A 25,516-nucleotide genomic window follows, 5' to 3' on the forward strand; every position below is an offset into this window, starting at 1 on the left:
CTTTCGGCCGCAATTCCAGCAAAACGCGGTTATTTGCGGCTTAAAGGTGGGCTTATTGCCCGGCTTTCCTCGTGCTTACTATTTCCATGAAATCTCGCATTGCCCATCCGTATTCGCTGCTGGCCATCCTGTTACTGTTTGTGCTGATGGTGCAGGCCCGGCTGTGGGCGCCCTACTGGGACACGCACAACGTGCAGGCCATCCTGACCTGGGATGCCATGGGATACTACATCTACCTGCCGGCGCACTTCATTTACCACGACCTGGGGCACATGGCGTTTGCCAGCGACATCATGCGCGAGTACAACCCCAGCAGCTCGTTCTACCAGGCCTTTCAGGTGCCGGGTGGGCCCGAGGGCCAGCTCGTGACCAAGTACACCTGCGGCCTGGCCCTGCTCTGGACGCCGTTTTTTTTTCTGGGGCACTGGGCCGCCGGGTGGCTGGGCTACCCGCAGGACGGGTTTTCGGTGCCTTACCAGATTGCCATTGCCTTCGGCGGGCTGCTGTTTGCGTTGCTGGGGCTGGGGCTGCTGCGCCGCGTGCTGCTGCGCTACTTCTCCGACGTGGTGACCACGCTGGTGCTGGTGCTGCTGGTGCTGGGCTCCAACTACTTCCAGTACGCCGTGTTCGACGCGGCCATGGCGCACAACTACCTTTTCACGGGCTACGCGCTGCTGCTCTGGCTCACCATTCGGTGGCACGAGCGGCCCACGCGGCTCGGGGCGTTTTTCATTGGCCTCACGCTGGGAATTTTGGTGCTCATCCGGCCTTCCGAGGCGGTGGCGGCCGTGGTGCCGCTGCTGTGGAACGTGGGCTCGGTGGCGGCCGTGCGCGCCAAGCTGGCGTTGCTGAAAGAGCGGTGGGCGGATGTGCTGCTGCTGGCGCTGGGCGGCTTGCTGGGCGTGCTGCCGCAGGCGCTGTACTGGCACTGGGCCACCGGGCATTTCCTGTTTTATAGCTACGGCGACCAGCATTTTAGCTTTTTCAAGCCGCACTTGTGGAGCGTGCTCTTCAGCTTTCGCAAGGGCTGGCTGCTGTATTCGCCCCTGCTGCTGGTGCCGCTGGCGGGCCTGGCGGTGCTGTGGCGCACGCACCGGGCGCTGGCCGTGCCGGTGCTGGCCTTCACCGTGCTGAACCTGTGGGTGGTGTCGGCCTGGGACATCTGGTGGTACGGCGGCAGCATTGGGCAGCGCGCGCTGGTGCAGAGCTATGCCGTGCTGGCCCTGCCATACGCCGCCGTGGTGGCCTGGCTGCTGATGCCCGAGCGCCGGCCTGCCCTGCGGGTAGCGGCCGTGGTGGTGGCCGTGCTGCTGGTCGATTTGAACCTGTTTCAGCACTGGCAGTACATGCGTTCCATCATTAACCCCGAGGAAATGAACCGGCGCTACTACTTCGCGGTGTTCAACAAAACCATGCCTTCGCAGTCGGACTACGCCATGCTCGACGTGAAGACGCACCTGCCAAAATCGGAGCGGCACTACAAGCCGCAGCCCTTGGGCAAGCTCGACTTTGAAAACCAGCCGGTGGATGCCGCCAGCGGCATTTCGGCCGACCAGGGCTATTTCAGCCGCCAGTCCTTCCACGCCGACCAGGCCCACGCCTACGGCCCGGCCCTCACCCTCAAGCTCGGTGAGGCCGGCCTGCAGCCGGGCCAGTACGTGCGCGCCTCCTGCCGGGTGTTCTCGGACTACGGCGCCTGGGGCAACAAGCTGGTGATGAGCGTGGAGCGCAACGGCAAAAACCTCGATTGGAACGCCGTGCGCCTGCAAAACAACCTCAGCCTGAACCGCAGTTGGAACCTGGTGTACTTCGACGCGCCCCTGCCCGACGATGCCCTGCCCGACGACGTGCTCAAAGTCTATGTGCTGAGCGACGGCGGCTCCAGCTGCTACATCGACGACGTGCAGGCCGAGTTGATGAAGCCCAAAACCGGTTGGTAGCAGTCATTGCGAGCGCAGCGAAGCAATCCGTCCTGTCAAAACCAGACACTTTGAAATGTGAAAAGCCCCGGCACTGCGCAGTGTCGGGGCTTTTCAGTTGAGCTAGTCACAACTCAAAGCTGGTCGCTTTGGTAGGACAGATTGCTTCGCTGCAAGCGCAGCGACCGGGCATTACTGCCCCAGCAGGCCGTATTTCAGAATGCAATAGATGGCCCGGAAGCCGTCGCGCCAGCCAATTTTCTTGCCCTCGGCGTAGGTGCGGCCGTAGTAGCTGATGCCCACTTCGTAGATGCGGGCGTCTTTCACGCGGGCCACTTTGGCGGTTACTTCGGGCTCGAAACCAAAGCGGTTTTCTTCCAGCCGCAGGCCCTGGATGATATCGCGCCGGAACATCTTGTAGCACGTTTCCATGTCCGTCAGGTTCAGGTCGGTGCACATGTTGGAAAGGAAGGTGAGCCAGGCGTTGCCGATGCTGTGCCAGAAAAACAACACGCGGTGCGGGTTGCCGCCCATGAAGCGCGAGCCAAACACCACGTCGGCAAAGCCCTTCAACACCGGCTTTATCAGCAGGTTGTATTCCTCGGGGTCGTATTCCAGGTCGGCGTCCTGAATGATGACGTAGTCGCCGGTGGCCTCGCGGATGCCCGTGTGCAGCGCCGCGCCCTTGCCTTGGTTCACGGCGTGCTCCAGCAGGCGCAGGCCCATCTCGGGGTAGCGCGCGGCGTAGGCCCGGATGGTGTCGCCCGAGGCATCGGTGGAGCAGTCGTTGACGAGGATGATTTCCTTGGCGATGTTATTCACCAGCTTCAGCTCCCGCAGCAAATCCAGAATCTGGTGAATGGTGCGCGCCTCGTTGTAAACGGGGATGACGATGGAAAGCGTATCGAATTTTACCACAAGAAAAAAGCTGGGCCGGGCGAAGGAATAGCAAAGGTAAACGCTGACGCCGGGCTTAAGGAACCGGGCTTAAGGAAGAGGAAGGAACGTCATGTCGAACTTGTTGAGACATCTCGCGTGCCGCCACTAATCAACTGATTACTGCCCCGGGCGAGATGTCTCGACAGGCTCGACATGACCATTTTTTGCGCATCAGGCGTCAAAGCGAGCCCGTGCGGCCGCCGTCCACGGGCACGCTGGTGCCGTTGATGTAGCCGGCGGCCGGCGAGGCCAGGAAGGCCACGGCCGCCGCCACTTCTTCGGCCTGCCCGAAGCGGCGCGCCGGAATGGTTTTCAGCATGTCGGCCTCAATGGCATCGGCCGGCTGGCCGGTCTGGGCCACTTTCTTCTCGATGAGGGAATGGTGGCGCTGAGTGAGCGTGGCGCCGGGCAGCACGTTGTTCACCGTGATGCCGAGCGGGCCCAGCTCGTTGGCCAGGGTTTTGGCCCAGCTGGCCACGGCCCCGCGAATGGTGTTGCTCACGCCCAGCCCGGCCAGCGGAATTTTCACTGAGGTGCTGATGATGTTGATGATGCGCCCGAACCCGGCCGCCCGCATGCCCGGCACCAGGGCCTGCGCCAGCAAGTGGTTGCAGATAACGTGCTGGTTGAACGCCACCCGTAAGGCATCAACCGGCGCCTCCAGCAGCGGGCCGCCAGCGGGGCCGCCCGTGTTGTTCACGAGAATGTGGAAGCCGGCGGGGTGCTGCGCCAGGTAGGCCTGCACCACGTCGGCCACGTGGCTGGGGTCGTCGAAGTCGGCCACCAGGTAGTCGTGCGCCTGGCCGGTAGGGGCGGGCAGGGCGGCGGCCACTTCGCGCAGCCGGTCTTCGTTGCGGGCCAGCAGCGTGATGGCGCAGCCGCTTTCGGCCAACGCTTCGGCCACGGCCCGGCCAATGCCCTGGGTGCTGCCGCCCACCAGGGCGCGGCGGTTTTCTAAGGAGAGGTTCATGTTTTGCAAGTCGGGTTAAGTCAAATAATTAGCGGGCGGGCGGCGTGAGCAGCACGTAGCCGTCCACCAGCTGCTCGCGGTAGCCGTAGGGCCGCAGCAGCTCGCGCAGAAACAGGTGGGCTGGTTGCTCGCGGAAAGCGGGGGTGATGACGAAGGCGGCCGGGTCGTACTGGCGCAGGAAGGCCTGCACCTGCGGGGCGGTGGGCGGCGCGGGGGCCACGGTGTCGGGCTTGGTTTGGCGGAAGAGCACGGCGCCCAGCACGGGGTCGTTTTGCAGCCCGGCAAACACCTCCGGCGGCACCCGCGCCGTATAACCGACGGGCACTTTTTTCTCGTGCACCGTTTGATAAAACAGGTACTCTCGCTCGAATTTCCCGACTTCGCGGTGGCCGCTGGAAAGCCCCAGCGGCACCGGAATCATGGTCTTGCCGGGCAATTTGGCCACTTCGTGGAACACCCGCGGCACGGCCTCGCGCGAGGTGCGCTCGTAGGGTTTCGGCCAATACTCGAACAGCACCAGGGCAGCCAGCAGCAGGCTGAGCGCGGTGCGCGACGCGGCGGGCAGGCGCGCCTGCCAGGCCGCCTCCAGGGCGCTGAAGGTGAGGATGGGTAGCAACAACCCAACCATCATAATCCAGCGGGTGGGGCAGCGGACGTTGTTGAAAAACGGGACGAAGTGCAGCAGGGCCGTGGGCAGCTGCAGGCGGTCGTGGCCGTGCACGCGCAGGGCGGGCAGGGTCAGCATCACGAAAAAAAGCAGCACCCAGGCCAGTGGCCGGCCCTCGGGCGCCTGCGCCACGGCCGAGGTGGGCCGGCGGTGGGCCTTGCGCAAGGCCCACAAGCCCAGCGCCAGCAGCGGCAGCGCGTAACCCATGAACAAGGTGTTCTCCAGCGAGCCGGGCGTGTTGAACACCTGCGGGTTGTGGTAGAGCCGGGCGGCCCAGTCCCAGTACACGAAGCGGCTGGTGGGCGGCGGCATGATGAACGCGACCACGTCGCCGCCCCACCAGAAGCCGCCGTTGTCTTCCAGCCCCGAGCGGCGCAGCAGCCGAATGACGACGTGGCTCACCGCCAAAATGCCGCCCAGCCAGGCCCAGGTGCGCCACTCGCGCCACCGGATGCGGCCCAGCCCCAGCCAGAACCACGCCGCGTAGGCCAGCGAAAAATACAGCAGCCCAAACAGTACGTAATAGTCGCTCAGCAGCGTGACCACGCCCAGCGCCACGCACCCCGCCACGGCTTTCCAGCTGCGGATGGCCGGCAGAAATTTCTTTTCTTCAAACCGAAACGCGTTCAGAAAAGCCAGCACGTAGAACGGCACCGTGGCCGTGAGCACCAGGTTGTAATGCTCGGGCAGGCGCTGCAGCTTGTAGGGCGAATAGGCGAAAACGAAGCCGGCCAATAAACACAGCAGCGGGCTGTGCACCCAGCGCCGGGCCAGCAGGTAGGCCCCGGCCGCCGACAAGGAGTAGCTCAGCAGCAGGCCGATGTTGAGGGCCAGCAGGTCGTTGTTCACCAGCAGGCTGATGAGGCCGATGATGGGCGTGTAAGTGTGCAGTATCAGCCAGGAACCCAGCGGGTAGAACAGCCAGTCGGTGTGGAACACGGGCTGGCCGGTGTGCACCGCCATGCGGAAATGCCAGGTGTTCCAGGGGAACACGTAGGTATCGTGCCCCGGCACCACCAGAAACGACGAGGTGAAATGCGCCGCCAGTGGCCAGGTAAGAACGGCGAACAGCAAGCCGTAGAAGGCCACCAGCAAGCCCAGGCGCAGCCAGTATTTCATACGCGTTGGGATGGAGTGCTCAGGTGAACGGCAGAAAACACGACTGAATTGGCCGCGTCGACAAAAGTAGCGCATGCGTGCACCCCGGCGCGAGGCGCCTGCCCGAAAGCGCAAAACGCCGCCCCGGCCGTAGCTTAGCAGTCCCAACCACCCACCCCAGTCGCCATGATAACCCGCCCCTTCAACTTCCAAAAGTGGATTGACGAACACCGCCATTTGCTGAAACCCCCGGTGGGCAACCAGCAGGTGTTCAAAGACAATAAAGACTTCATCGTGATGGTGGTGGGCGGCCCCAACGCCCGCAAAGACTACCACGTGGACGCCGGCGAGGAGCTGTTCTGGCAGGTGGAGGGCACGATGACCGTCAAAATCATCGAGGACGGCCAGCCCGTCGACATCACCATCGGGCCGGGCGAGATGTTCCTGCTGCCGCCGAATGTGCCACACTCGCCGCGCCGCCCGGCTGGCACCGTGGGCCTGGTGCTGGAGCGCTACCGCGAGGGCGGCGAGCTCGACGGCTTCCAGTGGTACTGCGAAAACTGCGGCCACAAGCTGTATGAGGAGTTTGCCGAAATCACCGACATCGTGGCCCAGCTGCCGCCCATCATGAACGCCTTCTGGCAGGACGACGCCAAGCGCACCTGCACCAACTGCGGCACCTACATGGAGGCCCCCGCGCCGGTGACCCCCGCCTAGCCCCGCGCCGTGCTTTCCATCGACATCCACACCCACATTCTGCCCGAGCGCTGGCCCGATTTGAAGGAGCGCTACGGCTACGGGGGCTTCATCCGGCTGGACCACCACAAGCCCTGCTGCGCCCGCATGATGCAGGACGACAAGTTCTTCCGCGAGGTGCAGGACAACTGCTGGGACCCCGAAGTGCGCCTGCGCGAGTACGACCAGTTTGGCGTGCAGGTGCAGGTGCTCAGCACCGTGCCCGTCATGTTCAGCTACTGGGCCCAGCCGCTGGATTGCCTGGATTTGAGCCAATTGCTCAACGACCACATTGCCGACGTGGTGCACCGCTACCCCAGCCGCTTCGTGGGCCTGGGCACCCTGCCGATGCAAGCGCCCAAGCTGGCCATCCGGGAGCTGGAGCGCTGCCTGAAAATTGGGCTGGCCGGCGTGCAGATTGGCTCGCACGTGAACGACTGGAACCTCGACGCGCCTGAGCTTTTCGAAGTTTTTGCTGCCGCCGAGGAGCTGGGCGCCTGCGTATTTGTGCATCCCTGGGACATGATGGCCCAAGGCAAAATGCCCAAGTACTGGCTGCCCTGGCTGGTGGGCATGCCCGCCGAAAGCACGCTGGCGCTATGCTCGCTGATATTTGGCGGGGTGCTGGAGCGACTGCCGCGCCTGCGCGTGGCGGTGGCCCACGGCGGGGGCTCGTTTGCCAGCACCATCGGGCGCATCGAGCACGGCTGGCAGGTGCGGCCCGACCTCTGCGCCATCGACAACCCCCACAACCCGCGCAACTACCTGGGCAAGTTCTGGGTCGACTCGCTGGTGCACGACCCATTGATGCTTGACTACCTGGTGAAGACCCTGGGCGCCGACAAAATCACGCTCGGCACCGACTACCCCTTCCCGCTGGGCGAGCTGGAGCCCGGGCAGCTCATCAAGTCCATGCCGTTTTCAAACGACATTAAGGAGCGGATGCTCGGCCAGAACGCCCTGGATTGGCTGGGCCTGGCGCGCGCGCAGTTCGGCCCCCAGCTGCTGGGCACGGCCACCGGCTTGCGCTAAACAGCTCCGGCCGCCCCCGTTATTTACATTAGCGCCTGGCACCTCGGGTACAGGCCCGATGTAAGGTACACCGGGGCTTGGGGGCGGTGGATGCCATAACCTTTTGTTAGCATCGGCAGCGGCTTTGGGCCGACCTTTGCGCGCATGACTGCCCCGCATTCCCTTGCCCCCGCCGCCGAGCTCGACGCGGCCGATGCTTTAGCTTCTTTCCGCCAGGAATTTCACTTGCCGCTCGGGCCCGACGGCCGGCCCTGCGCCTACTTCTGCGGCAACTCGCTGGGCCTGCAGCCCAAAGCCGCCCGCGCCGCCGCCGAGCAGGAGTTCGACGCCTGGGAGCGGCTGGGCGTGGAAGGCCATTTCCACGGCGTGTCGCCCTGGATGCACTACCACGAAACCCTCACCGACGCCACCGCGCGGCTGGTGGGCGCCCAGCCCATTGAGGTGGTGGTGATGAACAACCTGACGGTGAACCTGCACTTGCTGCTGGTGTCGTTTTACCGCCCCACGGCCACGCGCTACAGGATTTTGATGGAAGGCGGCGCCTTTCCGTCGGACCAGTACGCCATCGAAAGCCAGGCCCGCCTGCACGGCCTCGACCCGGCCGCGGCCATTGTGGAGCTGGTGCCGCGCCCCGGCGAGCACACCCTGCGCACCGAAGACATTGAGGCCACCATTGCCGGGCTGGGCGAGTCGCTGGCCACCGTCCTCATCGGCGGCGTGAACTACTACACGGGCCAGGCTTTCGACATGGCGGCCATTGCCCGCGCCGGCCACGCCGTGGGCGCCACCGTGGGTTTCGACCTGGCCCACGCCGCCGGCAACCTCGACCTGCGCCTGCACGACTGGGACGTGGACTTTGCCTGCTGGTGCTCCTACAAATACCTCAACTCCGGGCCCGGCGGCACATCGGGCGTGTTCGTGCACGAGCGGTTTGCCAATCGGCCCGATTTGGTGCGCCTGGCCGGCTGGTGGGGCCACGACCCGTCCGACCGGTTTCAAATGAAAAAAGGCTTCCGGCCCATGGCCGGCGCGGCCGGCTGGCAGCTCTCGAATGCCCAGATTTTCCCGATGGCCATTCACCGGGCCAGCCTGGAGCTGGTGGACCGTGCCGGCGGCATGCCGGCCCTGCGCCGCAAAAGCGAGCAGCTCACGGCCCGGCTCGAAAGCCAGATTCGCGCTCTGAACCTGCCCGCCGACAAGCTCGAAATCATCACCCCCGCCGACCCGGCCCAGCGCGGCTGCCAGCTCTCAGTGCTGGTGCACGAGCGCGGGCGCGAACTGTTCGATTACCTGGCCAGCGTGGGCGTCATTGCCGATTGGCGCGAGCCCAATGTTATTCGGATGGCACCCGTGCCGCTCTACAATTCGTTTGAGGACGTGGACCGGGCGGGCGAAGCGCTGGCGCGCTTCTTCAGTTAAGAGTTAAAAGGTAAGAGTGGAGTGTTAGGGCCACTATGCGCCAGTGGCGGCTAAAACAGCCCTCTCACTCGCCAGCTTTTGCCTTCAACTCTTACCTTTTAACTCTTAACTCCTAACTAGAAGATGGAAGATTACGCCGCCAAGATGCTGCTCAAAACCGATGCGGCCCTGCGCGAATACGTGACCGGCCATGTGCAGTACCGCGAGGCCGCCGTGCTCGCGGCCCTCGACGAGCTGCGCCGCCGCGGCCAGCCCGCGCCCGAAGAAGCCGAGCTGCGCCCCGGCCTCGAAGCCGCGGCCGCCGAGCAGCGCCTGCGCGACGAGGCCGCCGAAGCCGAGCGCCGGCAGCTCAGCGCCGCGGCCGCCGACCCGGACGCCGCGGCCGGGCCGGCGCTGTACTCGCCGGCGGCCATTGTGCTGTTTTCGCTGCTCTTCACCATGATAATGGGCGGCGTGCTGCTGGGCATGAACCTCTACCGCCTGGGCCAAAAGCGGGCGGCGCTGGGGCTGGCCGTGTTCGTGCTGGCCTACGTGTTTGTGGGCAGCAAGCTGCTGGAGCCGCTGATGCTGTCGCTGGGCATGAGCCCGCTGCTGGGCGGGGTGCTGTTCAACATTCCGGCGGCGCTGCTCTACGGCTTGTGGGTGTGGCCGCGCTACGTGGGCGGCATCAGCTACCGCAGCCGCAGCGTGCTGGTGCCGGTGCTGCTCTATTTTCTGTTTGCCTGGGGCGCGATGAAAATGATTCCCTACCTGCCCCAAACCGAGCGCCAGAAGCTGGAGCGCCTGATGCAGAAGTAAAACCCGCCGCGGCCAGCGGCGCGCTACCACTTGTAGAGCACCGTCAGGGCTTTGATGCCGTAGGGTTTCACCGCGTACACTTCGTTGCCCAGGCTGTCGGGGTACGGCTCGGGGTGCACGCGGTAGGCGCCCAAAAAGTACTGCGCTTTGCCGGGGGCATTTTCACGGAAGCGGGCCCGGTCTTCGGGCTTCATGATGGCGAGGTTGTTGTCGATGAGGCCGGGGTTTGTGGTCCGCACGTTGATTTGCGGCGAGGGGTCGTGTCGCGCAATCCACTCCAGGCCCTGCCGGTACGTGAGGGCCCAGTAGTCGCGCTCGAACTGCGTTTCCACCTCGGCCGGCGACAGGAAGGAAAAATACACCTGCTCCTGCGGGTGCGCCTGCACCATCCGGCCGATGGTGTACAGCATCTCGCCGCCCGCCAGCACGGCCGCGCCCAGCGCCACCGGCCGGGCCCAGCGGTAGTGCCGGCCAAGCTGCCAAACCGAGCCAGCGCCCCGCACGGCCAGCAAGAGCAGCGCCGGGTACACGAAATACAGGTGCCGCCAGCCGTCGTAGATAACCGAGTGCAGCACAATCACCATGGCAATGGGCAGGATGAACCAGCCCAGAAAGAGGATGTCCAGCCGCCCCGCGAAGGTGCGCAGATGCGCCAGGTGGCGGCGCACCAACGCGGCCAGCGCCCCCAGCACCCCCAGCACAAAAGCCGCCGTGTAGGCCACCGGCGTGGTGATGACAATCCAGACCGGGGCGTAGTGCCAGGGCAACTCCAGCGTCGACACGCGGCGGCCCATGTAGAGCACCTCCGCAATGAAGCGAAACTTCTTCATGTTGTCGAAGGCGGTGAGAAAGTTTCGAACCGGGGCCTCCCACAGGTAGGGCCACCCCAGGTAGATGCCCACCACCGCGGCCCCCAGAAACACCGGCACCACCTGGCCCAGGCGCCGCCCGCGCTGCGGCTCGCGCGGGCCAAACAGGGCTTCCAGCGCCAGCATGCCCAGGGTCATGGCCACCAGCAGAATGCCGAGAATGCGCACGTCGACCGCCGCCGCGGTGGCCAGGCCGTGCACCACGGCGCGCCGCCAGGTAGGCCGCTCCAACAAGCGCACCAGCGTGTAGATTCCCAGGGTGAAAAACGCCAGAAACACAATGTCTTTGCCGTTGTAAAATGACTCGGCGAAAAAGCGCGGCGACAGCACCAGCAGCGTGCTGGCCAGCAGGCCCACGCGCGTGCTCCGGAAGCGGACGCGGGCCGTTTTGTACAGGGCCCAGACGCCCATCATAAACACCACGAAAACCGCGAAGTGACGCGTCAGGAAATACGTGCGCGAGTCTTCGATGCCGAACACCACTTTGTCCAGCAGGGCCAGCGGCATCTCGAAAAACACGCCGTGGTCGTTTTCCACGTAGCCGTGGATGTCGGGCGTGTTCGGGAAGAAGTTGTTGTTCGGCGCAACTAGGCCCACTGCGTACCTGGCGCTCACCATGCCGTTGGTGCGGTCCGCCTGCTCGTCCCACGACACGCCGTAGTCCTTGTAAAAGCACAGCCCCAGCAGCAGCAGCAGCACAAAATACCCGCGCACGTAGAAAGTGCGCGGGTCGGCGGCAAACGCAGCGCGCAAGGCGTCTCGCAGGCGGTAGAAAAGCATAAGGTTCGCTTTGTTGGAATGACCGGTCGGGGCCGTGGTTCCCCAAAAGTACTTCCCGCGTCTTTATTCAAATGGCTCGTTTCGGGCGCAGTGGCTTCCCTGCGGCGCGCCCTTTCCCCGAACCGCGCGGTGCCGTTCCTTTGCCGCCCGCCTTCCTGCTTGTTTCATGGCCCTGCTTCCCCTGTCGCTGCCCCAGGCCGACCTGCTCTTCGACCCCGCCTTCCTGCCCGCCGCCGAGGCCGCGGCCCTGCTGGCGCAGCTCACGGCCGAAGTGGCCTGGGAGCAGCGCACCATCCGGCTGTTTGGGCAGGAGTCTCCGCAGCCCCGCCTCACGGCCTGGTACGGCGACGCCGACGCCCGCTACACCTATTCCGGCCTGGCCTGGGAGCCCCGGCCCTGGACACCCGCCCTGTTGGCCCTGCGCCAGCGCCTGGAAGCCGCCACCGCCAGCCGTTTCAACAGCGTGCTGCTGAACCTGTACCGCGACGGCCGCGACGGCATGGGCTGGCACGCCGACGACGAACCCGAGTTGGGCCCCGCGCCCGCCATTGCCTCGCTCAGCCTGGGCGCCACGCGCCGGTTTCGGCTGCGGCCCCGCGCCGGCTTGGTTCACCCGCCGTTGTCGCTCGATTTGGGTAGCGGCAGCTTGCTGCTCATGCGCGGCCCCACCCAACGGCACTGGCAGCACGCGCTGCCCAAAACCACCCGCCCCCTCGGCCCGCGCCTCAACCTCACTTTTCGCTGGGTGGCCGGCAGTCCCGCCGGACCGGCTTATTCTTAGTAGCCCGCAAGCTGGCCCGGAAATATTTTCTGTTTTCGCGCCTGGTGTTTACACACTGGCGCCGCTTTTTATTCCTTAAAAGCCAGCGCATTAATAACGGATATCAGGATGCCCCTGCAGTTGGGGGTCGCCGTCTTCGCCCACGATGTAGTCGCCCACCCGCAGGGCCGTCACCACGGGCTTGGGCGGCGTGGGCGCGGGCCAACGGTGGCGCCAGGCCGCGGTGCTGGCCTTGCGTGCCGCTGCAGTTTCAGCGGGCGCCAGCAGCACGGCGCGCCGCCGGCCGACCCGAAAGCGCCACCGCAAATACCCCATGCACTTGTAGCGAAAACGAAAATGAGTCATAGTCAAAGGTGTTTTAGTTCTAATTCGTCAAAGGTCCGGTGGCGGTTGCCTTGCCCGATTTTTTTACGACCAGCCCTAGTAAATACCCGATGAGTACAATCGACTTCCCGGCGGGGAAGGCCGGGTGGCGGGCCAAAGCCCCGGCGGCGACGTAGCTTCGCTGCCGGCCCGCCCGTCGGGGGCGGCTTCACCCTTTTCCGCATTGTTCATGGCTGCTTTTTCGTCCATTTCGCCCGCTTCCGAGCCGCTCACCGTGATGGGCGCCGGCCTGGTGGGCTCACTGCTGTCCTTGTATCTGGCCCGCCGGGGGCACCCCGTGCAGGTGTTCGAGCGCCGCGCCGACCCGCGCCGGGCGGGCTTTCAGGAAGGTCGCTCCATCAACCTGGCCCTTTCCGACCGCGGCTGGCGGGCCCTGGAAGGCGTGGGCGTGGCCGACGACATTCGCCAAGTGGGCATTCCGATGTATTGCCGGGTGATGCACGATGCGCACGGCCAGCTCACCCAGCAGCCCTACGGCCAGGACGGCCAGGCCATTTACTCCGTGAACCGCGGCCACCTCAACCGCCGCCTGCTCGACCTGGCCGAGGCCCAGCCGCAGGTGCGCCTGCAGTTCGGCCAGCAGTGCCTGGGCATCGACCTCAAAAAGCAGGAGCTGCACTTGCTCGACGCGGCCACCCAGCAGGAGCACACCGAGCCCTACACCCGCCTGTTTGGCACCGACGGCGCGTTTTCCGCGGTGCGCGGTGCGCTGCAAAAGACTGACCGCTACGACTATTCGCAGCAGTACCTGGAGTACGGCTACAAGGAGCTCACCATCGAGGCCGGCCCCGGCGGTGCCTGGCAGCTGGAAAAAAACGCCCTGCACATCTGGCCGCGCGGGCAGTACCTCATGATTGCGCTGCCCAACCTCGACGGTTCCTTCAACTGCACCCTGTTTTTCCCTTACGAGGGCCCCGAAAGCTTTGCCGCACTGCAAACGCCGGCCGACGTCGTGGCCTTTTTCGGCCGCGTGTTTCCCGACGCCGTGCCGCTGATGCCGGCCCTCACGGAGGAATTTTTCACGCACCCCACGGGCTCGCTGGTCACCATCCGCTGCTTTCCGTGGAAGTACGACGATGTGCTGCTGCTCGGCGACGCCTCGCACGCCATCGTGCCGTTTTACGGGCAGGGCATGAACGCGGGGTTTGAGGATTGCAGCGTGCTCAACCAGCTGCTCGACCAGCACGGCGACACCGCCTGGCCCGCCATCTTCGCCGAATTTCAGGCCCAGCGCAAGCCCAACACCGACGCCATGGCCGACCTGGCCGTGTACAACTTCGTGGAAATGCGCGACCGGGTGGCCGACCCGCGCTTCCTGCTCCAAAAGAAAATCGAGGCCAAAATCTCCGCCCAATACCCCGGCCGCTGGACGCCGCTGTACTCGCAGGTCACGTTTTCGCACACGCCCTACGCCGAAGCCTGGACCGCTGGCCAGCGCCAGGACGCCATCATGGCCCGCCTCATGCCCCACATTCAGGCCGAAGCCGACTTCGACCGGCCCGAAGTGCAGGCGCTGGTGGAGCAGGAAATGGCCGCGCGCTAACGAGCGCACTCAGTATGTGTTGCTTGCGACTGGCAAAACTAACTACCTTTCACTCGCCGCGCGTCCGCCGTTAGGCGGCTGCCGGCTTTTGCGCTGCGAGTGGTTACTTTATACCGGCGAATGACTGTTTCGGTGGTTCGCGTTGTTGCCCGCTACCCTCTCCTTCCTCTCTATGTTAACATGCGCCATTATTGACGACGACGAGATTAATCGTCTGACTCTGGAACATTACGTCGAGCTCACGCCCGACCTTAAGCTGGTTGGCTCGCTGGCCGACGGCATTGCCGGGCTCACATTTTTCCGGGAAGGCGGCAAGGTAGACGTGCTGTTTCTCGACATCGAGATGCCCCACCTCAGCGGCCTGGAGCTGCTACGGGTGCTCACCGACCCGCCCGAGGTCATCATCACCACTGCCCGCCAGGACTTTGCCGTGGACGCCTTCGAGCTGCGCGTGACCGATTACCTGGTGAAGCCGTTTGATTTTGCCCGCTTCACGCAAGCCGTGCAGCGGGTGCAGGCCCGGCGCGGCGGCGCGGCCCCGGCGGCGGCCGAAGCGCCGGCCAACGCCGACCTGTTTGTGAAGGTGAACAGCCGCATGGTGCGCATCAACTTCGAGGACGTGCTGTACGTGGAAGCCCTGTCCGACTACGTCAACATCGTGACGGCCAAGCAGAAATACATCGTCTACACCACGCTCAAGGCCCTGGAAACCCGGCTCAGTCCCTTTCCCAACTTCATTCGGGTGCACCGCAGCTATTTGCTGAACACCCAGCAGATTGAGTCCATCGAAGACAACACCGCCAACCTGCGCGGCGGCCACTTCGTGCCCATCGGCAAGTCGTACCAGGAAAGCTTTTACAAAAGCCTGCAGCGGATTTAGGACGCCGGCGCGGGGCCGGGCTCGTCGGGCGCGGGCGGGGCCACTTGCTGGTACAGCGGCAGCTGGTAGAACGGCCGCAGCAGGCGCACCACGTCCAGGGCGTCGGCCAGGGCTTCGTGGGCCACTTCGCGGTCGGGGAAGCGGGCGCGGGCCTTGCAGATGCTCATGCTGGGCAGTCGGCTGTCTTTGTGCCAGTTGAGGTAGAATGCGGCCGGGTCGAGCATGGCCGGCTCGGCGCGCACGGCCTGGCCGTAGCCGGGCAGCGCTTTCAGAAAGCCCAGGTCGAACACGCCGATGTTTTTGCCCGCCATGGTCACGGCCACGCAGCCCGTAGCGTCGGCCCGGAAGCCGTGGGCCAGCAGAAACTCGCGCAGCTGGGGCAGCAGCTCGGCGGGCGTGCACAGCTCGGGGTTGGGGTCTTGGCGGGCCAGCTCCTGCAGCAGGCGGGCGTTGAGGGCCAGGGCGCCGGCGCTGCCCACGTACTCGGGGTGGCGCACCACCCGCCGGAAGGCGGGCAGCTCGGGCAGGGGCCGGGGGTGGCGGCTGTCTTCGATGACGGCGGCCAGCTCCAGCACCTGGTGCCGCTGGGGGTGGGAGCCGGAAGTTTCAAGGTCGAGGGAAACGTAGCGCATGCCTCCCGTGTACGCGCCCGCCCAAAACCCGGTGGCCCCCGCCGCAGGTGCGCATCATAAAGCCGTGGGGCTGGCGTTGTTCGGCGGGGCCGGGCCCGCAGGGCCGGAAATCCCATTTTTCGCCGGCCGTTTTTGGGGTCCTAGCCAGGCCCTCGTATCATTATGGGTTTTATATATGCGATAAAACCGGTATTTACGGCCCATTTTTTTTGCTTCGCCCTGACGTAGATTTAGCACGCTGATTTGAAAACAAGCCCTTTCTACTTTTCTGTTTTGATAAAATTCTTCAGTATCGCGGCGGGCCTGCTGGCGCTCGCGGGCGGGCCCGCCACGGCCCAAACTACGGCGGCTCCGCTGCCCGCCCCCGTGCTGCAGTCGGTGGCGGCGGTGCGGCAGCAGTACGCGGCCTCCTTCACCGGCCACCCGGAGCTATTTAACGGCCCGGAGTATGTGGACTATTCCCGGCGCTACCACGAGCGCACGGGCCACCAGTTTTTTCTCACGCCCGAGGCCATGCCCGGCAGCGTACAGTACAACGGCCAGTATTTCGGCAATCAACAGTTGACTTACGACGTGGTGCTGGACCAAGTGGTGCTGCGCCACCCCACCAACCCGCTGTTGCTGCGCCTGCTCAACGAGCGGGTGGAAAGCTTCATCATCGACGGCCACCGGTTCGTGCGTGTGGTGGCCGACAGCACCACCGGCAATGCCATTCGCACGGGCTATTTCGAAGTGCTGGCCGAGGGCCGGGCGCAGCTGCTGGCCCGCCGCTCCAAACGCATGCAGGAGCACATCCTCCAACAGCAACTCGACGTCGAGTTCGTTTCCACCGAGCGGCTGTTTCTCCGCAAGGCGGGCGTTTTCTACCCCATCAAAAGCAAGGGCGCAGCGCTGCGCGTGTTTGCCGACAAAAGCAAAGACGTGCAGCAGTACCTGCAAAGCCACAAGCTGGGGTTCAAGAAACAGCAGCTGGAAGCGTCGGTGCAGCAACTGGCCACCTACTACAACGGCCTGCCGCAGTAGCCGCCCGGCGTCCTTTCCCTTTTTCCCGTGCCATTTTCTTTTCGTATGAAGCCTGTTTACACGGTGCTTTTCGTTGCACTTTTCGCGCTGCTGGGCCGGACGGGCCACGCCCAGCAGTCGGAAAAACCCATCACGGGCGATTTTGCGCATCTGCCTTTTGAACAATTTGCCCGCCAGCTGGAAGCGCAAACCCCCTACCGTTTCTACTTCGACCCCCGGGCCGTGGACAGCCTGTTTGTGACGCTGCAAGTGCGCGAGCAGCCGGTGCGGGCGGTGGTGGAGCGGGCGCTGCAGAACACGCCTTTTCATTTCGTGGTCGACGATGAAAACCGGGTATTCGTGTCGTCGGGCGCGGCCATCAGCCCGGCCCCGGCCACCGATTTTTACGCGCCCAAGGCCGTTACCGGCGCCGTGGCGCAAGAAGACGAAACCAGCAACGAGCCGGCCGCCCGCTCGCGCTACGTGAGCGCCTCCGAATACCGGGTGTATACCATTGGGACGGCGGGCAGCGCCGCGGGGCGGGCTACGCTGGCTGGCCACATCCGAGCCCAGAAAACCGGCGAGCCGGTGATTGGGGCGTCCATTTACTCCGAAGCCCCGAACGTGGGGGCCAGCACCGACCAGTTCGGCGCGTTTTCGCTGACCATGCCGCCCGGCCGTTACGACCTCAAAATCCGGGGCGTGGGCATCAAAAACACCAAGCGGCAAGTAGTGCTGCGGGGCGACGGCAAGCTGGAGATTGAAGTGGAAGAAGACATCGTGGCCCTGAAGGAAGTGGTGATTGAGGCCGAGAAAGACAAGAACGTGTCGGGCATGCAGATGGGCCTGGAAAAGCTCGACATCAAGACCATGCGGCAGGTGCCCACCGCTTTTGGCGAAACCGACATCCTGCGGGTGGTGATGACGCTGCCCGGCGTGAAAACCGTGGGCGAAGGCAGCACCGGCCTCAACGTGCGCGGCGGCGCGACGGACCAGAACCTGATTCTGTTCAACGACGCCACCATCTACAATCCCTCGCACCTGTTCGGCTTTTTCTCGGCCTTCAACCCCGACATTTTGCAGGGCGTGGAGCTGTACAAGAGCGCCATTCCGGCTAAGTACGGCGGGCGCTTGTCGTCGGTGCTCGACATCACGACGCGCGAGGGCAACAAGAAAAAGCTGTCGGGCTCGGGCGGCATCGGCCCGCTCACCAGCCGCCTCACGCTGGAAGGGCCACTGGTGACGGACAAAAGCTCGTTCATCCTGAGCGGGCGTGCCAGCTACTCCGATTGGATTTTGCGGCAGCTGTCCGACAAGAACTTTGCCCAGAGTTCAGCCGGATTTTATGACATTACGGGCCACATCAGCCACGAGATTAACGAGAAGAATTCGGTGTACGCCACGGGCTATTTCAGTTCCGACCGGTTCCGGCTGGCCAGCGACACGGCCTACCACTACACCAACCAAACGGCCACCCTCAAGTGGCGCCACAACTTCACCAACCAGCTCTTTGGCGTGCTCACGGGCACTTACAGCCACTACGCCTACGACGTGAGCAGCACCAGAAACAGCGTGTCGGCGTCGGAGCTTAAGTACGCCATCACCCAGAGCGGGCTGAAGGCGGACCTGAGCTACTACCCCAACTCGCGCCACACCGTGGACTTCGGCGGCAGCACGCTGCTCTACAACACCCAGCCGGGCAGCCTGCAGCCGCTGGGCGCGGCCTCGCTGGTGCGGCCCGACGTGCTGGACCCCGAGCGGGCCCTGGAAAGCGCCCTGTACGTGTCCGACAAGTTCGACATCACGCCGCGCTTTTCGGTGTCGGCGGGGTTGCGCTACTCGTTTTTCCAGGCGCTGGGGCCGCGCGACGTGTACCAGTACGTGCCCGGCGAGCCCCGCACCGAAAGCACCATCACCGACACGGTGCGCTACGGCGCCAACAAGGTGCTGGCCAATTACCACGGGCCCGAATACCGCCTCTCGGCCCGCTACTCGCTCAGCGAGAAATCGAGCGTGAAAGCCAGCTATACCCGCACCCGCCAGTACATTCACCAACTCACCAACACGGCCTCCGTCTCGCCCACCGACGTGTGGAAGCTGAGCGACGCCACCCTGCGGCCCCAGGTGGGCGACCAGTACTCGGTGGGCTACTACCGCAACTTCAAGGCGAACACCATCGAGGCGTCGGTCGAGGCGTATTACAAGACGCTGCGCGACTTCGTGGACTACAAAAGCGGGGCCACGCTGGTGCTCAACCACCACATCGAAACCGACATCATCAACGCCCAGGGCAAGGCCTACGGCGTGGAGGTTTTCGTGAAAAAGCTCACCGGCAAGCTCAACGGCTGGGCGAGCTACACCTACTCCCGCTCGCTGGTGCAGGTGAACGCGGCCACCACCGCCGAAATGATTAACGGCGGCAACTATTACCCCAGCAACTTCGACAAGCCCCACGATTTCACGCTGGTGGGCAACTACCGCTTCAGCCGGCGCTTCAGCACCTCGCTCAACTTCAACTACAGCACGGGGCGGCCCATCACCCTGCCGCTGTCGAAGTACTACCTCGGCAACTCGCTGCGCGTGTACTACTCCGACCGCAACGCCTACCGCGTGCCCGATTACCTGCGCCTCGACCTGGCCGTGAACATTGAGGGCAACCACCGCGTGAAAAAGCTGGCCCACAGCTCCTGGACGGTGGGCGTGTACAACCTCACCGGCCGTCGCAACCCCTACTCCATTTACTTCAAGTCGGTGGGCGGCCAGATAAAGGGGTACCAGCTGTCGATTTTCGGCAACCCCATCCCCACCATCACCTACAATTTCAAGTTCTGATGAAGGCCTTTTCTCTTTCGGCGCGCCGGGCTTTGCTCTGGGGCCTGGCGGTGCTGCTGGGCAGCTGCACCGACCCCTATATGCCCGACGTCATCACTTCGCCCGAGGCGTTGATGGTGGTAGATGGGTACCTCAACAGCCAAGGGGTAACCACTATCCGGCTGTCGCGCGCCTACGGCATTGCCGCCAAAACGGCGCCGCCCGCCGAAACCCGGGCCACGGTGTACATCGAAGACGAGGGGGGCGCGCGCGTCGTGCTGCGCGAAAGCAGCACCGCGGGCACCTACGTTTCCGACAACGTGACCCTGAACCCGGCCCGTAACGTTCGGCTCCACTTCCGCACGGCCACGGGCAAAGAATACGCCTCCGACTATGTGCCGGTGAAAACTACCCCGCCCATCGACGCCGTGAAGTGGCGCATCGAAAACAACGATTTGAACATCTACGTCGACACCCACGACGACACCAGCGCCTCGCAGTACTACCGTTGGGAAACCGACGAAACCTGGGAGATTTATCCGGTATACTCGCCGGGGATTGAGTATTCGAACGGGGGCATCCGCCCCATTTCGGCGCGGCTTCCCAGCATTTGCTGGGGTAACCAGCGCTCCAATGCCGTGCACATAGCCAAAACCACGGGCCTGACGAAAGACGTAGTGGCCGACTTCCCGCTGCGCCGGCTGCCGGCCAATTCCGAGCGCTTTTACAGCCGCTACAGCATCCTTGTGCAGCAGCAGGTCCTTACCCGCCCCGAATTCGAGTACTGGACACTGCTGCGCAAGAACACCGAAAGCATCGGTTCGCTCTTCGACCCGCAGCCCAGCCAGCTCACCGGCAATGTGCACTGCCTCAGCAGCCCGGCCGAAGCGGTGCTGGGCTACGTGGGAGCGCACTCGCTGGTTGAAAAACGCATTTTCATCAGCCGCGCCGACCTGCCCCGCGACCAGCGCGTGCTCACCGGCTACGAGGCCTGCGTCCCGCCCGACACGGTGTACATCAGCGGGCCGCGGGCTGCGCGGTCCCCCGAGGCCACTATTTTGAGAAACGCATTTTTGTCGCAGCTATACCTGCCCCTGGGTTACGTCGTCAATAACGGCAGCACGGGCTACACGGCCAAGCCGCGCGACTGTATAGACTGCCGCACGCGGGGCGCCTCCGTCAAGCCCTCTTTCTGGCCCTAACCTTCAGCAGTGCCTCTTTATGCGTAGCCACTTTCTTGCTGCTTTCTCCGTTCTTCGCCCAGCCCGGAGCGCCGGGCTGGCCCTGGCGCTAAGCCTGGCTGGCCCCGCTGCCCAGGCCCAGTTCCAGGGCTTCACCCCTACCGACTCGTTGAGCCCGGCCGGCCGGCTGGCGCGCTACGAGCAGCGCACGCCCCACGAAAAACTCTACCTGCACCTCGACCGGCCGGTGTACCTGAGCGGCGAAACCATGTGGTTTAAGGTGTACGCTGTGGACGGCACCGCCGCCCGCCCCCTCACGCTGAGCAGTGTGGCTTACGTTGAGGTGCTCGATGCTCAGCACCAGCCGGTGCTGCAAGGCAAAGTGGCCTTGCGCAACGCCACCGGGCAGGGCTCGTTCGTGCTGCCCTCGGGGCTGGGGGCCGGCACCTACACCGTGCGGGCCTACACCAGCTGGATGAAGAATTTCGGGCCCGATTTCTTTTTCCACGCCGCCGTTACCGTCATCAACCCGGCCGTGGCCTCGGGGGCCCTCAGCCAGGACTCCGCCTCCTACGAGGCCCAGTTTTTCCCCGAAGGCGGCAACCTGGTGCGCGGCCTGACGAGCACGGTGGCGGTGAAAGTAACCGACAAAGCCGGCAAGGGCATCGCCGGGGCGCAGGGCAAAGTACTGAACCCCAGCGGCGCCGTGGTGGCCACTTTCCAGACGCAACGCCTGGGGCTGGGCACGTTCACACTCACGCCCACGGCCGGGCCGGGCGCTTACACAGCCGAAGTAGCGCTGGGCAAAAAGCTGAAAATCAGTCGCAAGCTGCCTCGCGTATTTGAGCAAGGCTACGTGCTGCACCTCGACGACACCGGCCCCGACCAACTGGCCGTGACCGTGAGCGCCACCACGACCCTGCCCGAAACCGTGTTTCTGCTGGGCCACTCGCGCCAGCAGGCGGCCGTGGCCCTATCGGCCCAGCTCGTGAACGGCCGGGCCCAGTTTGTCGTCAGCAAAGCGCAGTTGCTGGAAGGGGTTTCGCACCTCACTTTGTTCAACGGCGCCCAGCAGCCCGTGTGCGAGCGGTTGTATTTCCAACGCCCCACGCACGCCCTGGCCGTGGCGGTGCAGCCCGACAAGGCCCAGTACACCACCCGCGACAAAGTGCTCCTGCAGGTGAGCGGCGCCGACCAGCAAACGCCCGTCGCCGCGAATCTGTCGATGGCGGTGTACCGGCTCGACTCGCTGACCACGACTCAGGCCACTGCCATCGACCGCTACCTGTGGTTGACCTCCGACCTCAAAGGCGCCGTGGAAAACCCAGATTATTACTTCACGGCCACCGGCCCCGAAGCCGCCGCCGCCGCCGACAACCTCATGCTGACCCAGGGCTGGAGCCGCTTCCGCTGGGAAAACGTGCTGGCCCCCGCCCCGCCGCCATTCGAGTTCATGCCCGAGCCCAACGGCCTAGTGGTGCAGGCGCAGTTGCTGCAGGCGGGCACCGGCAGGCCGCGCGTGGGCACACTCACCTACCTGGCCTCCCCGAGCCGCATCACGCGGCTGAGCACCTCGCTGAGTGACGCCAAAGGCCGCGTAAAATTTGAGGTGCCCTACCTGACCGGGCCACGCGACATCATGCTGCAAACCGATGCCCAACAGGACACCACCTGCCAAATCACAGTGCTTAACCCGTTTTCGGAACGCTATGCCGAAGCCGTGAGGCCACCGTTTGGCCTGAGTGCGCGCTTCCAGCACGACTACGCGAAGCGGTACCTGCAGGCCCAGGTACAGAACGTGTTTTCGGGCCGGTACCGCAACCGCTACGCGGCGGAACGGGTGGACAGCACGTCGTTTTTTGGCCGGCCCGACGAACTGTATTACCTCGACAAGTACACCCGCTTCAAGGTGATGGAGGAGGTGCTGCGCGAATACGTGCCCGGCGTGCTGGTGCGCATTCAGAAAGGCGGCTACCGCCTGATGGTGGCCGACAAGATAAACCAAACAGTACTCTCGGCAGCTCCCATGGTGCTCCTGGATGGTGTGCCCGTGTTCAACATCAACCACATCATGGCTATAAACCCGCTGAAAATTCAGCGTCTGGAAGTCATGGACAGCCGCTATTTCCACGGCCTCGCGCTATACAATGGCCTCGTGAGCTTCACCACCTACAAGGGCGACTTGGAGGGCTTCGCGCTCGACGCCCGCGTGCTGGTGCAGCAGTACGAGGGCGTGCAGCGGCAGCGCGAATTCTACGCGCCCCGCTACGAAACCGACCAGGAGAAAACCAGCCGCCTGCCCGACCTGCGCAACCTGCTGTACTGGAACCCCGAAATCTCGACCACGGGCGCGGAAGCCAGGAAACTGGAGTTCTACACCGGCGACCAGGCCGGCCGCTACCTTGTAGTGACGCAGGGCCTGAGCAGCACGGGCCTGGCGGGCAGCAGCCGCGTGGTGCTGGAAGTGAAGCCGGCGCTGTAGAGACGTAGTTCGACCTGTATTTACTCGACAGCTACCCGCCGGATAACTACGCCTGCCGTGCACTCTACGCGCAGCACATAGACGCCGGTAGGCAGTGTTGCCGTGTTTAGGGTTGTTTCGGTCCGAATGACCGGCTGCCTCAGCACGACCCGGCCAAGGGCATCAAGCAATGCAAGGGTGCGCGGCTGGTCAGCCATGTTGAGGCGGACGTGTAGAACATCGCGCGCCGGTACGGGCCATACGGCCGGTGGCACCCGGGACTGTTTAGAGGCCACGGCCAGCACGTTGGCGTCAATAAAGCGAGCTAAGCCATTGGTTGGCAAGCTGCTTACGTTGGCGAAACTGCCGGCCATCAAAACGGCTCCATTGGGCTGAATCAGGATGGTATTGACTCTATACCCGGGCCCGTTGAACGCTTGGTAGCTCGGGTCGGTGCTGCCCGATGGCAACAGCCGCATGGTGGCGGGTGCCGAAACAATGGCGGGAAATGGGAGTATGCCGGCCAGCAGCCGCTGATTGGGCTGTACCTGCATTGTGGTAACGGATTGGTTGTTAAGTGTGACGTTGAACGCCGCATCCACCTGGCCCGTGACTTCTAATCTCCCGAGGTAGAATGCCGTAGCTGCGTTAACAGTAGCCTCCTGGTACTGGTACACAATTCTTCCCTGCCCGTCTTGCGCAAGTAGCGTCGCCGTAGGGCGTTGCGGGGTATAAAGCACTGCCGCAAAAGAATTATCGAGCGCACCCGTTGGCAGCCACCGCCACAGGGTTGCATTTGGCGCGTTCAGATAGCCGCTGGCCAGGATTTTGCCATCGGGCTGCAGTTGCACGGCTTGGGCACCATAGCCACTGGGGTGAAAGTTGGAATCAAGCTGGCCGTTGTCCAGCAGGCGTACCAGGCCTTGATAGGCATTGCCGCCGCTCTGGCCCCAGGCAATTCCGTAGCTTCTGATAAGCGCTTTACCATCCGTTTGCACCAGTACCTGAGCCACGTCCGGATAAGAAGAAGGGAAAGCTGAGAGAGAGGGCTGGTAGGTGACATCAAGTTGCCCGGACGGTAGCAGGCGGGCTAAAGTAGGGCGTCGCCCACCTCCAACATTTGTGAAATCGCCCGCCACCAACAGCTTCCCATCGGCCTGCAACGCCAGTGTCGTCACCCGGGCTTCGGGCGGGGCGGCCGTCACGCAGTACAGCGAATCCGGAATTCCGTTTGCTTGCAGCCGCGCCAGTCCTCCCGAGACAGCCAAGCCATTTATCTCCGTGAAATCGCCCCCGACCAGAATTTTACCATCTGGCTGCAATGCCATCGCATTCACTGCGCCGACTGTTTGCAGCAGCACGGCTGGCAGCGCGTTGTTGCGTTGGCCAGTTGGCGTAAGCAAGGCTAGCGGCGTAGGGGCAGTAGTTGTTCCGCCATAGCGCAGTGTTAAGCCCGTGACCAGTAGCTCGCCCGTTGCGAGCATGTGAACCCAATTCGGACTATAACTAGCGGCCCCTCCGTTATTAAATGTCGCGTCTAACAGCCCGCCGGGAGTAAAAGCCACCAGTGCTCCCGTCGTCGTGTTTCCTATAGTGGCGACGCGCGATTTCACAATAATGCGACCGGTGCCGGGCTGCACTTGCACGAGCGGAGCCCCCGCCACCCAGTCGTCATCGAAAGTATCGAACGCCCCTAAGTAGTTGTACAATATGGCATCAAGCCTACCAGTAGTGGGCAACAGACGCGTCAGATGCCCATACGAGTCTACCACCAGTATTTTACCATCGGCCAATACGGTTAATCCGAATACTTTTCCAAGGCCGGCTACGAGCCCCGTTTGGAAGGTACTGTCTATTCTCCCAGTGGTCAGTAATCGCACCACATTGGAATAGCCCTGTGGCATTTGGGGCAAACGGCCATCAAGTCGTCCGCCAACCAGAATTTTGCCATCGGCCTGCAACGCCATGCAAAAGCCCGCTTGGTTAGGCTGGGTACCAACAGTAATAGGGGCAAAATATGGCGCGGCCGCCCGGAAAGCCGTATCCAACGTTCCATCGGGGTTGAGCCGTACAATTACGGTGGTGCTTAATCCGTTGAATTGAGTGAATGCCCCACACATCAGCAGTTTGCCATTGGGCTGCTCCAGCATATGCAAAACGAATGCATTGGGACCGGCTCCAGCGTTGAACGACGCATCGGGCGTCCCGTCCGCATTGAGCAACAGCAACGCTTGACGGCTCACTGCACCGGATTGCAGCGTCAACCCATTGCCCCCCGCCACCAGAATTTTGCCGTTGGCCAGCAACAGAAACTGGCGAACATAACCCGTCAGAGCCGATATATTTTGTAGAAACACGCTATCTGGCTGGTCACTATTTGCAAGCAGGCGCACCAGGCCACAAGCGGGAGCTTGCTGATGCGCAACCCGCACGAAGTTGCCTAGTACCAGGCGCTTGCCGTCGGGTTGCTGCACCACCTGACGCGCACCAGCCACTTTATAAATTTGAGCCACCCGAAAAGACGGGTCCAGTTGCTGGGCTGCCAGCAGGCGTGGCAGCCACAGCAGGGCAGCCACCGAGATGGAGATGCGTAGTGAAAGGGGCATACGAACCGA

19 protein-coding genes are annotated in these 25,516 nt (G+C 63.8%); 12 read left to right on the forward strand and 7 right to left on the reverse strand.

Annotation, left to right across the window (positions count from 1 at the left end; genetic code table 11):
* Nucleotides 1-86 precede the first annotated feature (86 nt).
* A complete protein-coding gene (locus tag I2H31_RS21735) occupies nucleotides 87-1,940 on the forward strand; it encodes a hypothetical protein (RefSeq protein WP_196295166.1) in 1,854 nt (617 codons plus the stop codon).
* A 171-nt stretch (nucleotides 1,941-2,111) separates the two neighbouring features.
* Here I2H31_RS21735 and I2H31_RS21740 read toward each other — a convergent pair whose 3' ends face one another.
* From I2H31_RS21740 to I2H31_RS21750, 3 genes are all read right to left on the reverse strand, one after another.
* Entirely contained in the window at nucleotides 2,112-2,837 is a 726-nt protein-coding gene (locus I2H31_RS21740; RefSeq protein WP_196295167.1) for a glycosyltransferase family 2 protein, read from the reverse strand.
* 199 nt (nucleotides 2,838-3,036) lie between these two features.
* A complete protein-coding gene (locus I2H31_RS21745) occupies nucleotides 3,037-3,828 on the reverse strand; it encodes an SDR family oxidoreductase (protein WP_196295168.1) in 792 nt (263 codons plus the stop codon).
* A 28-nt stretch (nucleotides 3,829-3,856) separates the two neighbouring features.
* On the reverse strand, nucleotides 3,857-5,614 hold the full coding sequence (locus I2H31_RS21750) for a hypothetical protein (protein ID WP_196295169.1): 1,758 nt from the start codon (nucleotides 5,612-5,614) through the stop codon (nucleotides 3,857-3,859).
* Between the two features lie 165 nt (nucleotides 5,615-5,779).
* On the opposite strand from I2H31_RS21750, the gene I2H31_RS21755 reads away from it, so the two are divergent.
* The 4 genes from I2H31_RS21755 to I2H31_RS21770 all read left to right on the forward strand — a co-directional run bounded on the left by I2H31_RS21755 (nucleotide 5,780) and on the right by I2H31_RS21770 (nucleotide 9,577).
* Entirely contained in the window at nucleotides 5,780-6,310 is a 531-nt protein-coding gene (locus I2H31_RS21755) for a 3-hydroxyanthranilate 3,4-dioxygenase (RefSeq protein WP_196295170.1), read from the forward strand.
* 9 nt (nucleotides 6,311-6,319) lie between these two features.
* Nucleotides 6,320-7,360, forward strand: a complete 1,041-nt coding sequence (locus tag I2H31_RS21760; protein ID WP_196295171.1) for an amidohydrolase family protein — start codon at nucleotides 6,320-6,322, stop codon at nucleotides 7,358-7,360.
* A gap of 144 nt (nucleotides 7,361-7,504) precedes the next feature.
* A complete protein-coding gene (gene kynU / locus I2H31_RS21765) occupies nucleotides 7,505-8,779 on the forward strand; it encodes a kynureninase (RefSeq protein WP_196295172.1) in 1,275 nt (424 codons plus the stop codon).
* A gap of 123 nt (nucleotides 8,780-8,902) precedes the next feature.
* On the forward strand, nucleotides 8,903-9,577 hold the full coding sequence (locus I2H31_RS21770; protein ID WP_196295173.1) for a hypothetical protein: 675 nt from the start codon (nucleotides 8,903-8,905) through the stop codon (nucleotides 9,575-9,577).
* Between the two features lie 23 nt (nucleotides 9,578-9,600).
* On the opposite strand, the gene I2H31_RS21775 is transcribed toward I2H31_RS21770, so the two are convergent.
* On the reverse strand, nucleotides 9,601-11,226 hold the full coding sequence (locus I2H31_RS21775; protein WP_196295174.1) for a glycosyltransferase family 39 protein: 1,626 nt from the start codon (nucleotides 11,224-11,226) through the stop codon (nucleotides 9,601-9,603).
* 166 nt (nucleotides 11,227-11,392) lie between these two features.
* Between I2H31_RS21775 and I2H31_RS21780 the strand changes: the two genes are divergently transcribed.
* Entirely contained in the window at nucleotides 11,393-12,007 is a 615-nt protein-coding gene (locus tag I2H31_RS21780; RefSeq protein WP_196295175.1) for an alpha-ketoglutarate-dependent dioxygenase AlkB family protein, read from the forward strand.
* Nucleotides 12,008-12,097: 90 nt separating this feature from the next.
* Here I2H31_RS21780 and I2H31_RS21785 read toward each other — a convergent pair whose 3' ends face one another.
* Nucleotides 12,098-12,352 carry a hypothetical protein gene (locus tag I2H31_RS21785; protein ID WP_196295176.1) on the reverse strand — a complete coding sequence of 85 codons (255 nt, stop codon included), beginning with the start codon at nucleotides 12,350-12,352 and terminating at the stop codon, nucleotides 12,098-12,100.
* A gap of 208 nt (nucleotides 12,353-12,560) precedes the next feature.
* Here I2H31_RS21785 and I2H31_RS21790 point away from each other — a divergent pair, with 208 nt between their 5' ends.
* Complete coding sequence (locus I2H31_RS21790) at nucleotides 12,561-13,934, forward strand: FAD-dependent oxidoreductase (RefSeq protein WP_196295177.1); 1,374 nt, start codon at nucleotides 12,561-12,563, stop codon at nucleotides 13,932-13,934.
* A 172-nt stretch (nucleotides 13,935-14,106) separates the two neighbouring features.
* Nucleotides 14,107-14,814, forward strand: coding sequence for a LytR/AlgR family response regulator transcription factor (locus I2H31_RS21795; protein WP_196295178.1), 708 nt, complete (start codon nucleotides 14,107-14,109; stop codon nucleotides 14,812-14,814).
* On the opposite strand, the gene I2H31_RS21800 is transcribed toward I2H31_RS21795, so the two are convergent.
* Entirely contained in the window at nucleotides 14,811-15,446 is a 636-nt protein-coding gene (locus tag I2H31_RS21800) for a 3'-5' exonuclease family protein (RefSeq protein ID WP_196295179.1), read from the reverse strand. The genes I2H31_RS21795 and I2H31_RS21800 overlap by 4 nt on opposite strands.
* A 273-nt stretch (nucleotides 15,447-15,719) precedes the next feature.
* On the opposite strand from I2H31_RS21800, the gene I2H31_RS21805 reads away from it, so the two are divergent.
* The 4 genes from I2H31_RS21805 to I2H31_RS21820 are packed head-to-tail and all read left to right on the forward strand — an operon-like array spanning nucleotide 15,720 to nucleotide 22,922.
* A complete protein-coding gene (locus I2H31_RS21805; protein WP_196295180.1) occupies nucleotides 15,720-16,469 on the forward strand; it encodes a hypothetical protein in 750 nt (249 codons plus the stop codon).
* Between the two features lie 45 nt (nucleotides 16,470-16,514).
* A complete protein-coding gene (locus I2H31_RS21810) occupies nucleotides 16,515-19,280 on the forward strand; it encodes a TonB-dependent receptor (RefSeq protein WP_196295181.1) in 2,766 nt (921 codons plus the stop codon).
* The gene (locus I2H31_RS21815) at nucleotides 19,280-20,461 is read left to right on the forward strand and encodes a DUF4249 domain-containing protein (RefSeq protein ID WP_196295182.1); all 1,182 of its coding nucleotides are present in this window, start codon (nucleotides 19,280-19,282) and stop codon (nucleotides 20,459-20,461) included. Before I2H31_RS21810 ends, I2H31_RS21815 begins: the two co-directional genes overlap by 1 nt.
* Nucleotides 20,462-20,480: 19 nt before the next feature.
* Nucleotides 20,481-22,922: a hypothetical protein gene (locus I2H31_RS21820; RefSeq protein ID WP_196295183.1), complete on the forward strand. Its 2,442-nt coding sequence runs from the start codon at nucleotides 20,481-20,483 to the stop codon at nucleotides 22,920-22,922.
* 20 nt (nucleotides 22,923-22,942) lie between these two features.
* Here I2H31_RS21820 and I2H31_RS21825 read toward each other — a convergent pair whose 3' ends face one another.
* The gene (locus I2H31_RS21825) at nucleotides 22,943-25,507 is read right to left on the reverse strand and encodes a T9SS type A sorting domain-containing protein (protein ID WP_196295184.1); all 2,565 of its coding nucleotides are present in this window, start codon (nucleotides 25,505-25,507) and stop codon (nucleotides 22,943-22,945) included.
* Between the last annotated feature and the right edge of the window lie 9 nt (nucleotides 25,508-25,516).

It is taken from the genome of Hymenobacter ruricola (genome assembly GCF_015694525.1).
Classification (GTDB): domain Bacteria; phylum Bacteroidota; class Bacteroidia; order Cytophagales; family Hymenobacteraceae; genus Hymenobacter; species Hymenobacter ruricola.